General features: G+C 65.9%; 13 protein-coding genes. 8 read left to right on the top strand and 5 right to left on the bottom strand.

What is annotated here, in order from left to right; genetic code table 11:
* The first annotated feature begins 21 nt into the window (after nt 1-21).
* Both GUI70_RS15575 and GUI70_RS15580 read left to right on the top strand, forming a co-directional pair.
* Nucleotides 22-1,542, top strand: a complete 1,521-nt coding sequence (locus GUI70_RS15575) for a glycine--tRNA ligase (protein ID WP_161883240.1) — start codon at nt 22-24, stop codon at nt 1,540-1,542.
* A gap of 277 nt (nt 1,543-1,819) precedes the next feature.
* The gene (locus tag GUI70_RS15580) at nt 1,820-2,305 is read left to right on the top strand and encodes a fasciclin domain-containing protein (RefSeq protein WP_161883241.1); all 486 of its coding nucleotides are present in this window, start codon (nt 1,820-1,822) and stop codon (nt 2,303-2,305) included.
* Between the two features lie 82 nt (nt 2,306-2,387).
* Here the strand turns inward: GUI70_RS15580 and GUI70_RS15585 are convergent, their stop codons facing one another.
* Nucleotides 2,388-4,394: a DNA topoisomerase subunit B gene (locus tag GUI70_RS15585; protein WP_161883242.1), complete on the bottom strand. Its 2,007-nt coding sequence runs from the start codon at nt 4,392-4,394 to the stop codon at nt 2,388-2,390.
* Between the two features lie 242 nt (nt 4,395-4,636).
* Here GUI70_RS15585 and GUI70_RS15590 point away from each other — a divergent pair, with 242 nt between their 5' ends.
* Nucleotides 4,637-5,125, top strand: a complete 489-nt coding sequence (locus tag GUI70_RS15590) for a hypothetical protein (RefSeq protein ID WP_161883243.1) — start codon at nt 4,637-4,639, stop codon at nt 5,123-5,125.
* A gap of 10 nt (nt 5,126-5,135) precedes the next feature.
* On the opposite strand, the gene GUI70_RS15595 is transcribed toward GUI70_RS15590, so the two are convergent.
* Nucleotides 5,136-6,035 (bottom strand): SIS domain-containing protein, encoded by a 900-nt coding sequence (locus tag GUI70_RS15595; protein ID WP_161883244.1) that lies wholly within the window; start codon nt 6,033-6,035, stop codon nt 5,136-5,138.
* An 88-nt stretch (nt 6,036-6,123) separates the two neighbouring features.
* On the opposite strand from GUI70_RS15595, the gene rapZ reads away from it, so the two are divergent.
* The 3 genes from rapZ to GUI70_RS15610 all read left to right on the top strand — a co-directional run bounded on the left by rapZ (nt 6,124) and on the right by GUI70_RS15610 (nt 8,700).
* Complete coding sequence (rapZ, locus tag GUI70_RS15600; RefSeq protein WP_161883245.1) at nt 6,124-6,969, top strand: RNase adapter RapZ; 846 nt, start codon at nt 6,124-6,126, stop codon at nt 6,967-6,969.
* A gap of 2 nt (nt 6,970-6,971) precedes the next feature.
* Nucleotides 6,972-8,387: a gluconeogenesis factor YvcK family protein gene (locus GUI70_RS15605; RefSeq protein WP_438503493.1), complete on the top strand. Its 1,416-nt coding sequence runs from the start codon at nt 6,972-6,974 to the stop codon at nt 8,385-8,387.
* Between the two features lie 73 nt (nt 8,388-8,460).
* The gene (locus tag GUI70_RS15610; RefSeq protein ID WP_161883246.1) at nt 8,461-8,700 is read left to right on the top strand and encodes a hypothetical protein; all 240 of its coding nucleotides are present in this window, start codon (nt 8,461-8,463) and stop codon (nt 8,698-8,700) included.
* 98 nt (nt 8,701-8,798) lie between these two features.
* On the opposite strand, the gene GUI70_RS15615 is transcribed toward GUI70_RS15610, so the two are convergent.
* From GUI70_RS15615 to GUI70_RS15625, 3 genes are all read right to left on the bottom strand, one after another.
* Entirely contained in the window at nt 8,799-9,938 is a 1,140-nt protein-coding gene (locus GUI70_RS15615) for a hypothetical protein (protein ID WP_161883247.1), read from the bottom strand.
* Nucleotides 9,939-10,002: 64 nt separating this feature from the next.
* A complete protein-coding gene (locus GUI70_RS15620; protein WP_161883248.1) occupies nt 10,003-10,797 on the bottom strand; it encodes a TrmH family RNA methyltransferase in 795 nt (264 codons plus the stop codon).
* Nucleotides 10,798-10,850: 53 nt separating this feature from the next.
* On the bottom strand, nt 10,851-12,065 hold the full coding sequence (locus GUI70_RS15625) for an MFS transporter (RefSeq protein WP_161883249.1): 1,215 nt from the start codon (nt 12,063-12,065) through the stop codon (nt 10,851-10,853).
* Nucleotides 12,066-12,139: 74 nt separating this feature from the next.
* Between GUI70_RS15625 and GUI70_RS15630 the strand changes: the two genes are divergently transcribed.
* Nucleotides 12,140-12,763 carry a winged helix-turn-helix domain-containing protein gene (locus tag GUI70_RS15630; RefSeq protein WP_161883250.1) on the top strand — a complete coding sequence of 208 codons (624 nt, stop codon included), beginning with the start codon at nt 12,140-12,142 and terminating at the stop codon, nt 12,761-12,763.
* A gap of 34 nt (nt 12,764-12,797) precedes the next feature.
* Complete coding sequence (locus tag GUI70_RS15635; RefSeq protein WP_161883251.1) at nt 12,798-13,634, top strand: hypothetical protein; 837 nt, start codon at nt 12,798-12,800, stop codon at nt 13,632-13,634.
* Nucleotides 13,635-13,717: the final 83 nt, after the last annotated feature.

Genomic DNA, 13,717 nt, shown 5'->3' on the forward strand with positions numbered 1-13,717 from the left:
GCAGGCAACAAGGAGAGAAACATGCCCGCGACCTCGATGGAAGAACTCGTCAGCCTGTGTAAACGCCGGGGCTTTATTTTTCAGGGATCGGAGATCTACGGTGGCCTGCAAGGCTTCTACGATTACGGCCCACTGGGTGTCGAACTCAAAAACAACATCAAGGCCGCCTGGTGGCGTGCCAACGTTTACGAGCGCGACGACATGGAGGGCCTGGATTCCTCCATCATCATGCACCGGCTGGTGCTGCGCCACTCGGGCCACGAGGCGACCTTTTCCGACCCGATGGTCGACAACAAGAAGAACAACAAGCGCTACCGCCTCGACCACTTGGTGAAGGATCAGAAGGCGGATGTGATCGCCAAGGTCGCCGCGCACATGGGCGCAGACCCGGAGAACTTCCCCGCGCTGGTCGCCGCCCTGAACGCCGACCCCGCCAAGGCCAGCGAAGCCCTGCGCGCCTCGGGCGTGCGCGACGCCTTTTCCGGCGAGGTGGGCGACTGGACCGAGCCGAAGCCCTTCAACATGATGTTCAAGACGACCATCGGCCCGGTGGCCGACGAGGAGAGCTACGGCTACCTGCGCCCGGAAACTGCCCAGGGCATCTTTACCAACTTCAAGAATGTGGTGGACTCCACCTCGCGGAGGTTGCCGTTCGGCATCGCCCAGATCGGCAAGGCCTTTCGCAACGAGATCACGCCGCGCAACTTCATCTTCCGGGTGCGCGAACTCGAACAGATGGAAATCGAATTTTTCTGCACCCCTGGTACCGACGAAGACTGGCACGCGCACTGGTTAGAAAAGCGCCTGAGTTGGTGGGAGGCCCAGGGGGTGCCGCGCAGCAAAATCGAGATTTTGGATGTGCCGAAAGAGGACTTGGCCCACTACTCCAAGCGCACCTACGATCTGATGTACGACTACCCCACGCTCGGCCACGAGGAGATCGAGGGCATCGCCAACCGCAGCGACTACGACCTCGGCTCGCACACCAAGTCGCAGTCGGAGCTGAACCTGGTGGCCAGCGTGACTGAGAACAACGACTCGATTGCCAAGCTGACCATTCCGCACCCCGACACCAACAAGCCGGTCGTGCCGTTCGTGATCGAGCCGTCGGCGGGCGTGGACCGGGCACTGCTGGCCGTGCTGAGTGAGGCGTTTACCAAGGAGACACTGGAAAACGGCAACGAGCGCATCGTGCTCAAGTTCAGGCCGCACCTCGCACCCATCAAAGTGGCGGTCATTCCGCTGGCGCGCAACAAGCCCGAACTCGTCGAACTGGCCCGGCAGATCAAGTCCGACCTGCAACAGCTGGGCCTGGGCCGCATCCTGCTGGAAGACAGCGGCAACATCGGCAAGGCTTACCGCCGCCACGACGAGGTGGGCACGCCCTACTGCGTCACGGTGGATTTCGACACCATCGGGCAAAACGAAGGCGAGAATGCGGACCTCAAAGGCACCGTGACCATCCGTGACCGCGACACCTTGCAGCAGCAGCGTGTGGCGATCAGCGATTTGAGCGGCTGGCTTCAGGCGAAGCTGAAGTAAAGCGCTGACAACCGAACTCCTGAACTGGCAGGTCGGGGCGACAACCCCAACCTGCCACGTTGCGTTTCCATTCAGACGATTGGGCCTCCGGCTTCATATCGCGCCAATCTCATTGTATGGCCTCGTACCGAGCAGAGGCGAGAGGTTCCTTAAGCTGGCAACAAGTCAGGGGAGATGGGTTTTCAAAAAGCCCAAATTCGCAACGGCGTCTGCGCTCTTTCTAAAGAGTGCTGATCCGAGAGCCTAAATCTGCCCTGTCACTTAAAAGGAGCCGCTTATGTTCAAGAAGACCTTGCTTTTGACGACAGCCATGGTTCTCGCTCCCTCGGCGTTCGCCCAGACCTCTACGCTGCCCAACAACAGCATCGCCGGAATCGTGGTCAGCAATCCCGATTTCAGCACGCTGCTGGCAGCAGTGCAGGCAGCCGGTCTGACGGAAACACTCAACGGCTACGGCCCCTTCACGGTGTTTGCGCCGACCAACGCCGCCTTCGCCAAAATCCCGACTGATCAGCTCACAGCTTTGCTCAATGATCCGGTCAAACTCAAGGCCGTACTGCTCTACCACGTCGTGTCAGGGAAAGTCATGGCGGCGGACGTGGTGACCATGACCAGTGCCACGAGCCTGCAAGGTGCCCCGCTCAACATCATGGTCAACGGCAGCACCGTGATGGTCAATGACGCCACCGTCACCGCGACCGACATTGCGGCGAGCAACGGTGTGATTCACGTAATCGACACCGTACTGATGCCGCCCAACTGAGGCAGGCCGGACCGGGTAAACCCCAGACAAAGAAAAGCGCCGCACCCTTCTGACAGGTGCGGCGCTTTTCTTTGTCATCAACTCAAATACTGATCTCCGCGAACCTCGCGTTCTCGCGAATGAACTCCTTGCGCGGCCCCACATCGGTGCCCATCAAGGCCTCGAAGACTTCGTTGGCGATGATCAGGTCCTCGATGCTGACGCGCTTCAAGACCCGCCCTTCCGGGTTCATGGTGGTGTCCCAGAGCTGGTCGGCGTTCATCTCGCCCAGGCCCTTGAAGCGCTGAATCTCGTACTTCTTGCCCTCGCGGTTGGCCTGCGCCACGTGCTTTTTCAGCTGGTCCTCGGCGTAGAGGTAGGTGCCCTTGTTGGCGCTGGTCTGGCGGCCCACCATGATGCGGTAGAGCGGCGGCTGGGCAATGTAGAGGTGACCCTGCTCGACGATCGGGCGCATGTACCGGAAGAAGAAGGTCAGCAGCAGCGTGGTGATGTGCCCGCCGTCCATGTCCGCGTCGGTCATGATGATGATCTTGTGGTAGCGCAGGTTGGAGAGGTCGAAGTGCACGTTGTCGCCGGTACCTTCCACACCCGCACCGATCGCGCCAATCAAGGAGCGGATCTCGGCGTTCTTGAGAATCTTGTTGAGTTCGGCCTTCTCCACGTTCAGGATCTTGCCGCGCAGCGGCAAAATCGCCTGGAAGCGGCGCTCGCGGCCGCCCTTGGCCGAACCGCCTGCCGAGTTGCCTTCCACGATAAACAGCTCGCTCTCGGCCGGGTCCTGCGAGGAGCAGTCGGCCAGCTTACCGGGCAGATCGTCGTTCTCCAGCGGATTGCTGCGGCGGATGATGTCGCGGGCCTTGCGAGCCGCTTCGCGGGCGCGGGCGGCCTCGGCGGCCTTCTCCACGATGGTCTTGCCGATCTTGGGATTCTCTTCCAGGAACTCGGCGAACTTGTCACCGACCACGGCGTTCACAGCGGTCTGCGCCTCGGAGTTGAGCAGCTTGACTTTCGCCTGCGACTCGAACTGCGGTTCGCCCAGCTTGACCGACACCACGCAGTAGATGCCTTCCAGGAGGTCGTCGCCGCCGGGAATGGGGTTCCCGGACTTGATCATGTTCTTGTCGCGGGCGTACTTGTTGAGAATGCGGGTATAGGCGGTTTTGAAGCCGGTCAGCGGGGTGCCGCCGTCGCGGGTGCGGATCATGTTGGCGTAGGTCAGGATGTTGTCGGAGGAATAGGTATTGGCGTGAATGAACGCCACCTCGACCTCCACGCCGCTGTGGGTACCGCGCATCACGATCGGCTGGTCGTAGAGCAGTTTGGTGTCGTCGATGACCAGCGCGCGGGCGAAGTTGGCGATGCCGCCCTGCTCGAAGAAGGTCTCTTCCTTGATCTGGTCGCCGTGCAGCGCGATACGCTCGTCACGCAGCACGATCTTGAGGCCGGTCAGGTAGGCCAGTTCCCGCAGACGGCCCCGGATGCGGTCGTAGTTGAAGCTGTTGTCGAACTCGCTGAACACCTCGGCGTCCGGCTGAAAGCTGACCTTGGTGGCCCACGTCACGTCGGAGGGCGTGTCGCCCGTCACCTCCAGCGGGGTGGTGACGTCGCCGCGCTCGAAACGGATGTGGTAGAGCTGACCGTGCTTGTTGACGGTCACGTCGAGGTAGGTGCTCAGGGCGTTGACCACGCTACTGCCGACGCCGTGCAGGCCGCCGGACACCTTGTAGGCTCCCTGGCCGAACTTGCCCCCGGCGTGCAACTCGGTGAAGATGACTTCAATGGCGCTGCGGCCCTCGGACTGCATGATGTCGACCGGGATGCCGCGCCCGTTGTCGGTGACGGTGGCCGCGCCGTTCTCGTGCATGATGATATGCACTTCGTCGGCAAAACCCGCCAGGCCCTCGTCGATGGCGTTATCGATGATTTCGGTCAGAAGCTGGTGGTAGCCGTCGATGCCGGTGCCGCCCTGCACGTACATGCCGGGGCGCTTGCGAACCGCTTCCAGACCTTTTAGGACGCTGATCTGGCTGGCGTCGTATTCCTGAACTTCCGGGGTGGTGTTGGTCTTGGGTAAATCAGATGAGGTCATGAAGCTCCTTTTTCTGTTCCAGGCGTAGCTTTTCGTAGACATCGCGTGCGGCGAATTTCTCGCGACTGGACACGCTTCTGGTGTGCTCCTCAGTGTAGCACTTCGCCCCATCCGGGTCAAGAAAATTACGTTGTGAGCGAAAAGCCCGGCAATGGTTTCAGAACGCTGTTTTGGCCGTCTGGGCGCGGTCTGGCGGGTCTCCTGCGGCATCTGCCCCACTGATTTCGCTCTAGGCTGTGGACATGGACCTGCTGCGCGCCCTGCACGATTTTTCGTTCAACACCTCGCTGGCCAAGCTCTTTCCCAATCTGTTCACGCTGGCCTGCCTCCTGCTGCTCATCTGGAGCATCCCGGTGGCCCTGCGCGGGGTGGTCGACCGGGGATTTATACTGCTGACCCGCCTGACCTGGGCCATCTTCTTTCTCTACGGCCTCAGCGGCATGCTGCTGGCCGCCTCAGGCCTGAAGGTCGCCAGCGCCGTGGCCGAGGCAGGCAAAGAGGTCACCAAGTACGGCTTTTCGCCCGACCCCAAGCGCAACCTCGAGCACTGGATGTACACCATCTTCGCGCTGGCCAGCCTGTATTTCATCGAGGTGCTGATCGCCGGGAAGCTGATCGACCGCCGCAAGGGACTGTACTTTCTGCCGGTGGTGACGCTGTTCTTGTGGGGCTGCGCATACATGATCGGACGGGTGGCGATCTTTCCGGGCGAGCAGCCGGCGGGTCAGTAGAGCGGCAAGTTCAGGCGTCCAGCCCGCGTTCCTGGGCTTCCTCTTCCTCACTCAGCACCTTGAGGACTTCCCGCAGAGCCGGGCTGTCCTCAGTGCTCGCGCCGTGGCGCTCGGCCAGGTAGGCGGCCACCCACGCGCCGAAGTACCACAGCGCCAGCGCGCCGGGGTAGCCGCCCTCGCCGTCCGGAAACGGCAGGTGCACCACCTCGTCGATGCGGGTCTCCAGCACCTCGCGGGCCAGGGTCAGCTCGGGCGTCTCGTCGCCGAGAATCAGCGCCACCTTGCTGTCTCCCTTCTCGTGCTGGGCCTCGAAGGCCCCGGTCAGCACGTAGAGCGGCTCCAGCTCGAAGGCGATGCTCAGCACCTTGCCCACACGAGCCAGCAGGTGCTGCCAGATATGGACCAGGGCGGTGTCCTCGGGCGCGGCCAGCAGCAGCGGCGTGCGCTGCCACAAACTCCAGGCCAGATCGCGCGCGGGGTTGCCTTCCTCGATTTCGGGAGCGCACTTGGCGGCCAGCGCGGTCAGCAACACCTCGGCCTGCTGGGCTTGCTCGGCGTGGCCGGTGGCGTAGGCGGCGAACTGGGCCAGATGGTAGGTCGCCGCCACACCCGCCGGGGCCAGAAAATTGAGGTCGCGGGTCGACATGCCCTCGGCCTGCACGCCCGCGCGCACTACCGCCGCGCCGCTGACCTCGGCCAGTCCGGCGTAGTCGCGCGCGGCGCGGCCAGCATCGGCACTCTCCAAGATGAGCTGGGTGCCCTCACGGGTCAGGCGGCGCTCCGAGAGGGTGTCCAGCAGCGAGGCGGCCATCTCCCCGGCCCCCACACCCAGCACGCCGTAGGGTGCGGCCAGGGCGCGGGTCGGCCCCTGGTAGGAAGCGGGCAGGGTCAGCAGGTCAGTCATCAGCATCCCTCTAGCGTGCCACGCCGCACCACCTGGAAGCAAAGCACGCGGGCACACTCCAGCGTACAGAGCCGCCAGCCTTTACACTACAACCATGACGTTTATCGTGATCTCCGGACTGTCGGGCAGCGGCAAGAGCACCGCTCTCAGAACGCTGGAAGACACCGATTACTTCACCACCGACAACCTGCCGCCGGAACTCTGGAACGCCCTGGGCGATCTGGCGCGGGCACGCAGCCTGGACCGGATCGCCGTGACCACCGACGCCCGCACCCGCGACTTCCTGGCGGCGGCGGGCAGCAGCCTGACCCAGCTCAAGGCGCGGCGCAGCGACGTGCGGGTGCTGTTTCTGGAAGCCGACGCCGAGGTGCTGCTCAAACGCTACAACCTGACCCGCCGCGAGCACCCGCTGGGCGACCCCAGCTTGATGATCGACTTCCGGCGCGAGCGCGAGCTGCTGGCCTCGCTGCGGGCGCTGGCCGACACGGTCATCGACACCACCCACCTCAGTGCCGCCGATCTCAGCAAGCGCCTGCTCGACTGGCTGGGTGTGCTGAGCAGCTTCGATCTGCGGCTGTTTACCTTTGGCTTCAAGAACACCCCGCCGCGCGACGTGGACCTGGTGCTGGACATGCGCACCCTGCCCAACCCCTACTACGATCCGGAACTGCGCTCCCGCACCGGCTTGGACGACGACGTGGCCGCCTACGTCTTTCAGAATCCCGAGAGCGAGGCGTTTTATCAGCACACCCGCCAGTTTCTGCGCGATGTGGCCGCGCGCGCGCGCGACAGCGGACGCCACAGCTACAACGTGGCCATCGGCTGCACCGGCGGCCAGCACCGCAGCGTGGCGGTGGCCGTGCGTCTGGAGCGCGATTTGCAGGATCTCAGTGCCCGTGTGATCGACCACCGCGATCTGCCGGGTGCCGGAGGCGAGTGAAGGTGCAAAAGACCCATAAGCCCTCGCCCCCCACCTTTCCCAACCCCGCCGCGCAGGCTGGACGCTGGTCGCGGCGACTGAGCAATTTCAAATCGGCCAACCATGGCCGCCGGGCCAAGCGCTGGCTGACTCCCGGCATGGGCATCAAGCGCTGGTTTGCGCTGTTCGGCGTCTGCACCTTCGTCGGCGCGGTGGGGTTTTTGCACTTTACCTGGACTGGGCCGCTGCACTTCACCGCCACCGCCTGGATCTTGTGGCTCAACAACTTCACCAAACCCGAGGTGCTGCCGCTGTGGGTGGTCGGCGTGGTCGTGATGGCGCTGGCCCTGATCGGCGCGCTGACGGCCATGACCATGCTCAACCGCTCGGTGCTCCGGTCTGTGGGCACCGATCCCAGCGAGGCGGTCAACGTGATCTATTCACGCACCACCCTGGCACGCGGCCCCAGGATCGTGGCGCTGGGCGGCGGCACCGGCTTATCAAACGTCTTGTCGGGCCTCAAGCGCCACTCGTCGAACCTCACGGCTGTCGTGACGGTGGCCGACGACGGCGGCAGCAGCGGGCGGCTGCGCGAGGCGCTGGGCATGATCGCGCCCGGCGACCTCACTGACTGCTACGCGGCCCTGTCGGACAGTCCGGTGCTGGCCCGGCTGCTGCTGCACCGCTTTGAGCGCGGTGAGGGCCTCGAGGGCCACACCTTCGGCAACCTGCTGCTGGCGACCCTGTCCGAGGAGCAGGGCGGGTTGGGCGGCGCGATGCAGGACATCCACGAGGTGCTCAACGTCTGCGGCGCAGTGTATCCGGCGACCACCCAGCCGGTGACACTGATCGCGCGGCTCAGAAACGGCCAGGACGTGCGCGGCGAGAGCCACCTGGCCAGCGCGGGCGGCGTGGGCGCAGGGGCCATCGGCATTCAGGAGGTGCGGCTCGACCCGCCGCAGCCGCCGACCCTTCCGGCGGTGGTGGCCGCCATCAGCAACGCCGAGCTGATCGTACTGGGGCCGGGCAGCTTGTTTACCTCGATCATTCCGGCGCTGCTGGTGCCTGACATTCAGGCGGCCATCCGGGCATCGGGCGCGCCGCTGGTGTACGTGGCCAGCATCATGACCGAACCTGGCGAAACCGATGACCTGACCTTGAGCGACCACGTGCGGATGATCGACCGCCATCTGGGCCGGGTGCCCGACGTGGTGCTGGTCAACAGTGCGGCGGTGCCCAGCGCCGTGCAGGCGCGCTACCGCGCCGCCGGGGCCACCCTAATTGCGCCGCACAGCGTCGACGCTGCCCTCAAGCTGCGGCTGCGCCACGTGCCGATGCTGCTGGCCGGTCAGGCCCACCACGACCCGCATCTGCTCGCCAGCGCCCTGACCGACCTGCTGACCGCAGACCACGGGCGTGCCCGGTCCCGGCGTGCCTAGGGCAGCGCGGCGCAGAAACGCTGGTGGTCTGGCGACACATCCGCGCAGCGGACGAATGCTCTAACGTGAGGCCATGACCTCCCCTCCAACCCAGGACGCCGAATTTACCCGCAAGGTGGCGCTGGGCATTCTCAGCACCTTGCAGCACAAGGGCCTGATCAGTGCCGCCGAGGTGGACGCCATTTTGCGCGCCGCCATGCCCAAGCCCGCTGGCCCGCTGGCCGTCACGCCCGCTTCGACGCCGCCCAAGCCCGATGCCAGCCGGATTCGCCGCGAGCCGCTGCCGCCGCCGGTATTCGACATCGAATTGTAAGCCGAGCATCCCAGGGTAAGGTTGGAACCAGGCATCAAGTGTTTGTCCTGGACGAGGTTTTTGGGCTCCAGTCCTCGCCTGACGCCACCCCCAGCTCCTCAATCGGCGTCACCGGTCAGCGCGCTGAGCAGCCGCAGCGCTTCGGTGAGGCGGTGGGCCTGCACGCGGGCGGCCAGCCGGGCCTGCTCGGCGTCGAAGGCGTGGCGCGACAGGGTCAGGGCGTCGGCCCCCGAGCGGCGCAGCTGCTCCTCACCCAGCTTGGCGTCGCGGTAGCGGTGCAGCATCTGCTGAAAGGCCGCCTGGTGGGCGCGGGCGGCTCCCAGGGTGTTTTCCATCTGGGCGGCGGCCTCTTGCTCGGCCTGAACCAGCGCGGTGCGGGCACCCTGCACCCGGGCGTCGTTGGCGTCACCCGCCTGCCACTCGGCGTAGTTAAGCTGATGGCGGGCACGCAGCACGTTGGGGTGCATCGGCACCGCCAGCGCGAAGCGCGAGGTTTCCAGACTGACGCTGGGCGTCTCGGGATCGTCCTCGGCCACCGTCTCGTCGATCAAGGGTGAAAAGGCGTCGAGAAAGGCGGCGGTCTGCGAGAGCATCAGCTTGTTGTGGGCCAGTTGCGGCCCCACCTTCCGCCCGGCCCGCGCCTCGCCCTCGACCTCTTCAACGGTCAGGCGCAGCACCTCGCGCTGGGCACGGGCGCTGCGAACCTGATCGGCCACCTCGATGCGGGCGTGCTCGGCACGCAGGTTGCCGAGCAGTTCCTCGGTTTCCCAGCGCCGCACCTCGGCCTGGGTGGCCTGCACATCCCACTCGGCGGCACGTTCCAGATTCTTGAGGTCCGGATTGGCCCGGATGCCTTCCAGGCTGCGCGCGGCGATCTCGGTGTGGGCGCGGGCCAGCAGCAGCGGCAGATCGTGGGCACGTCTGCCCCAGCGCACCGGCCCCGGCGCGGGCGCGATGGTGCCGGTGCTGGGCGGCGCGGGGCTGGGCGTCGATTCGGCGAACGAGGCCAGGGCGGTGGTCGCGCCCTCCAGCCAGCGGTCGGCGCGGGCATCGCCCATATTGCTACGGAAAATGGTGTAGACGTCTTGCAAGACTGCCACCACGTCACGCGACCCGAGTGGGCGGATGGCGGGCCAGCCCCGGCGCACCACCGCGCTCTCGATGACCTGCTCGGCTTCACGAACGCCCATCTCGGCGGCCAGCTGGCTTCTCAGCCATTCACGGTAGGGATCGTTCATTCAAAGTCCTCGGGAGTGCGGCGGTGATGGTAAAGCAAAGGCAGCTTCAGCAGCGGGCCTCATTCTAGGGGCCGCCGAGAGAAGCGCGCTGGCGCAGGGCTTCATACAGCACCAGCGCGCCCGCCGTCGCCACGTTCAGGCTGTCGGCCGCGCCGCGCATGGGAATTGACACCTGAACATCGGCGGCGGCCTGCCAGAAGGAACCCAGGCCCGCGTGCTCGGTGCCCAGCAGCAAAGCCACCCGGCCCGCGAGCGGCGCGTCCCAGTAGGTGCGGGTGGCCTGGGGGGTGCAGGCCAGCAGGGTGAACTGGCGTGCGCGCAGCCAGTCGAGCGCGTCTTGGCCCGGCAGCACAGCGGTGGGCTGGGTAAACACGCTGCCCTGCGAGGCACGGATCAGGTTGGGGTTGCCCAGGTCGAGGCCGTCGCCGACCAGCAGGGTGGCGTGCGCGCCCGCACCGTCAGCGGTTCTGAGCAGCGCGCCGACGTTGCCGGGCTTTTCCAGGCCGTCGAGCACGAGCACCGTGGCCTGTTCGGGCGGTTCGGGCAGCGGGCGGGCCTCCCAGCGGGCCAGCGCCAGCACCCCGTCGGGGCCTTCGCGGAGGCTGACTTTCTCGAAGGCGGCGCGGCCCAGCTCAGTGGTGGGCAGATCGGCCCAGGGCAGGGTGTGGGCGCCGCTGCTGAACAATTCGGGGCAGGTGTAGACCGTCTCAATCGGTACGCCCGCTGAGAGGGCGCGGGAGAGTTCGCGCGCGCCCTCGATCAGATACACCCCGTCTCGCAGGCGCTCGCGGCGCTCACGCAGCCGGATCAGGCGCTTGAGCTGGGTATTTTGCAGCGAAAGAATCGGTTCACGGCTCACCGGGGCATTATGGCGCGGTCAGGCCGGATTGAGCGGCACACCGAGAAATGAAGTCAGACGGCGCGGGGTTGCTGGTGCGCCGCACTTCCCGCTTCCCGGCGCTGCACCCACCACCAGCCCAGCAGCCCCAGGCCCTGCGCCGTTCCGGAAACGAGAAACCACATACCCAGCGGCAGCCGGTCCACGAACGGCGAGATGGCGGCGAGCACCAGCGGCATGCCCAGCGCGCCCGCCGCGTTCAGCACCGCAAAGATCCGGCCCAGATAGCCTGCCGGAACGAGCTGCTGGATCAGCGCCACCGCCGGCACGTTGATCAGGCCGAAGCCGAGGCCCAGTACCAGCGCGCAGCCCAGCAGCACCGGCACCACTGGGGCCAGCCACATCCCCAGGTAAGCCAGGGCCGTCAGCACGAAGCCGGCGCTCATGGTCCGGCGCAGCGCCAGCCGGTTGCCCAGCCAGGCGCACAGCCCCCCGGCCAGCAGCAGGCCGCCGCTCTCCAGGGCCAGGTACAAACTGTAGCCCTGCGCGCCGGGGCCAAGCGTGGTCATCAATCTGGGCAGCACCACCAGGACCGGGGCCAGGCTGCCGTTGAGCAGCAGCGCCAGCACCGGGATCATGCTCAGCAGCGGCGAGCGGCGCATCAGGGCCACACCCGACCTGAAGTCGGCCCACAAGCTGGCCTGGTCCTGGACCGGGGGCAAGGGCGGCAGCCTGACCCCGATCAGCAAGACCGAGAACACCAGAAAGCTCAGGCCGTCGAGCGCCATCGCTCCAGCCGGCGACCAGTGTGCCACCAGCACGCCCCCGGCCAGGGTGCCGAGCAGCGTCATGGCCTGGTTCAGCCCACTGGTCAACCCATTGGCGCGGGTGAGTTCGGTTTCCGGCACCAGGGCAGGCAACGCCGCGCCGCTGGCTGGCCCTTCGAAGGCGGCGGCCAGCCCGCCCAGCAGCGCCGCCACGTTGATGGCCCACAGCGGCACCTCGCCCCAGGCCAGCGCCAGCCCGCCCACCGTGAGCTGCAGGAAGCCCTGCACCAGACTCGCGGCGATCAGCGGCAGCTTGAGCGGCCAGCGGTCGACCAGCGTGCCCGCCAGCGGCAGATTGGGCAGCAGGCTCAGCGCCAGCGTCTGCGCCATGCGGCCCGCCGAGCCAGTCTGGTGCAGCACCAGAAAGCTCAGGGCAATCGAGGCCAGTGCCGCGCCCAGCCGCGACTGCGCCGAGCCGAGCAGCCAGAGGGTGAAACTGCGGTTCCAGAGTCGGGTGTTCATGTCCGTTAGTCTGCAAGCGCCGGTTCTTGAAAGGACACGGCCTTTTTCAAGGCCCGGTTCTTTAAGCTGGAGCTGTGAGCAAGCTGAACACCGCCCCCCGCCTTGCCGACGCCGAGCAGGCCCGGCTGCTACTGGACGTCACGCTGCGTCCGGTGTTCTCGCTGCTGATGACTGGCCCCAGTTCGGCGCAGCAGTTGGCAGAGTCTCTGGATGTGGATATCCAGCGGGCCTATTACCTGCTGCGCAAGCTGGAGCGGGCAGACATCGCCGAGGTCGTGAGCGAACACCGGCGCAAACGCTACCGCGTGGCTCCACGCTGGTTCATTCCCTACGAGGTCACGCGCTCGGAGACCCTGCACGCTTTTCTGGCCGACCAGATCATGCCGCGCATGGAGCGCTTCGTGGCCCTCGGCGTGGAGGTCTTGCAGCGCCAGCAGCCCGACTGGGGAGCCTGGCTCGAACTCGGGCCGCTCGGCAGCAGCCTCAGCATCGGTGACGCCGCAGGCGCGGCCCACGATCTCTTTACCGGCGTGGAGCCGCTCATTCTCAACATCGGCGATATCCGCCTGACCCGCGCCGACGCCGAGAACCTCAAACGCCGTCTGAGCGCCGTGATCGATGCGCTGGAAGAGCAGAACTCGCCCGAGGCCGACCAGTACAGCTTTGCCCTGATGCTGGTGCGCGGCGGCGTGGGGTGAAGCCAGTCAGCGGCGCAGGCTCACGGACCGAGCGGTGAGGCCGCCCAAGTCGCCTCCGCCGCTGCCGCCCGCCCGCATCTGGGTGCTGCTGGCAAGTGAGGCCAGCACCGCCGTGATCTTCCGGCGCGGGCCGTCGAGATGGACCCGGCTGTATCTCTGGAACACCAGAACCGACGAGATCACGCCGGGGTCATGGTTCGAGGGTCAGCTGTACGAAGCCATGAGCGATCTCTCCCCCGACGGCGAGCACCTGCTCTACTTCGCCCGCAACGAATCGCTGGGGCGACAGCGTGCGGCAAAAGTCAGATTTGGCGTGGACAGATTCGACACCTGGACCGCTTTATGTCGCCCGCCCTGGGTCAAAGCGGTTGGTCTTTGGCGGGTCAGCGGCGGGTTCACAGGGGGCGGCGTCTTTGACAAAAACCGCACAGTCTGGTTGTACAACATCTACAGCAGCGCCGAAACACCCATTCAGCCGGGCGGCTTCACGGTGAGGCTGGGAAAAGCCGAGAGCCAGCCACCGATCCTGCTGGCCTCAATGCAGCGCAGCGGCTGGCAGGGCATCCAGCCCAGCGCCTCCTCCTCTGTCGGTGACTCGTTGCCGCTCACCCTCCATAAAGGTGCCTTGGAACTTCGGCTGTCGAAGTTTGAGTACAAAGTGCACAAGACCTACCTGTGGCATAAGCCGCAGCCTGCGCCGGGGCTGGAGGGTGCGTCATGGGCCGACATCGACCAGCAGGGCCGCCTGGTTTACGCCCGCGCAGGAAAACTGCTTGCGGTTACGGCGGGACACGAAGTCGAACTGGCCGATCTGAACCCCGATCAGCCGCTGAAACGCGCGGGGCAGAATGCCCAAGAAACCAGTCGATAGCCCAGTAAAAGGCTTTCCCCTGCCGCCCCGCCACTTCATGCCTGACCGGTGCGCCTGTCTGTCACAACACCCCGACACCCAGG

This window comes from Deinococcus alpinitundrae, assembly GCF_009982895.1.
Classification (GTDB): domain Bacteria; phylum Deinococcota; class Deinococci; order Deinococcales; family Deinococcaceae; genus Deinococcus; species Deinococcus alpinitundrae.

Bases quoted from the DNA above. Each gene is read 5' to 3' on its own strand.
- GUI70_RS15575 (WP_161883240.1), top strand. From the start codon at position 22: ATGCCCGCGACCTCGATGGAAGAACTCGTCAGCCTGTGTAAACGCCGG.
- GUI70_RS15580 (WP_161883241.1), top strand. From the start codon at position 1,820: ATGTTCAAGAAGACCTTGCTTTTGACGACAGCCATGGTTCTCGCTCCC.
- GUI70_RS15585 (WP_161883242.1), bottom strand. From the start codon at position 4,394: ATGACCTCATCTGATTTACCCAAGACCAACACCACCCCGGAAGTTCAG.
- GUI70_RS15590 (WP_161883243.1), top strand. From the start codon at position 4,637: ATGGACCTGCTGCGCGCCCTGCACGATTTTTCGTTCAACACCTCGCTG.
- GUI70_RS15595 (WP_161883244.1), bottom strand. From the start codon at position 6,035: ATGCTGATGACTGACCTGCTGACCCTGCCCGCTTCCTACCAGGGGCCG.
- rapZ (WP_161883245.1), top strand. From the start codon at position 6,124: ATGACGTTTATCGTGATCTCCGGACTGTCGGGCAGCGGCAAGAGCACC.
- GUI70_RS15610 (WP_161883246.1), top strand. From the start codon at position 8,461: ATGACCTCCCCTCCAACCCAGGACGCCGAATTTACCCGCAAGGTGGCG.
- GUI70_RS15615 (WP_161883247.1), bottom strand. From the start codon at position 9,938: ATGAACGATCCCTACCGTGAATGGCTGAGAAGCCAGCTGGCCGCCGAG.
- GUI70_RS15625 (WP_161883249.1), bottom strand. From the start codon at position 12,065: ATGAACACCCGACTCTGGAACCGCAGTTTCACCCTCTGGCTGCTCGGC.